Consider the following 280-nt stretch of genomic DNA (forward strand, 5'->3'; position numbering starts at 1 on the left):
GCTCGACCCCGGCGGGCGCGAGCACGACGACCTTCACGCCGCGCGTGGCCGCGAGCGCGACCTCGACCGGCAGGTCGTCGGCCGGGCAGACGACGTCGCAGACGACGAGCCTCGCGGCGTCGTCGAGCCACACGTCCTCGTCGTCGTGCGCGGCGACGTAGGTCGTGTAGCCGAACTCCGACAGCACCGCCGCGAGGCGGGCGTCCTTGCGCGCCCGGCTGACGCCGCCGCGGGTGGCGGCGATGCAGGCGAGCGGTGCGGCGGCGGTCGCGATGGCGTG

At 76.8% G+C, this 280-nt stretch carries 1 protein-coding gene; it reads right to left on the reverse strand.

Annotation, left to right across the window (positions count from 1 at the left end):
* Positions 1-280: hypothetical protein (locus MJ643_RS30670; RefSeq protein ID WP_247727307.1), on the reverse strand; the 280-nt coding region annotated here is incomplete at both ends.

Source organism: Pseudomonas sp. PNPG3 (assembly GCF_023093815.1).
Lineage (GTDB): Bacteria > Pseudomonadota > Gammaproteobacteria > Pseudomonadales > Pseudomonadaceae > Aquipseudomonas > Aquipseudomonas asiatica.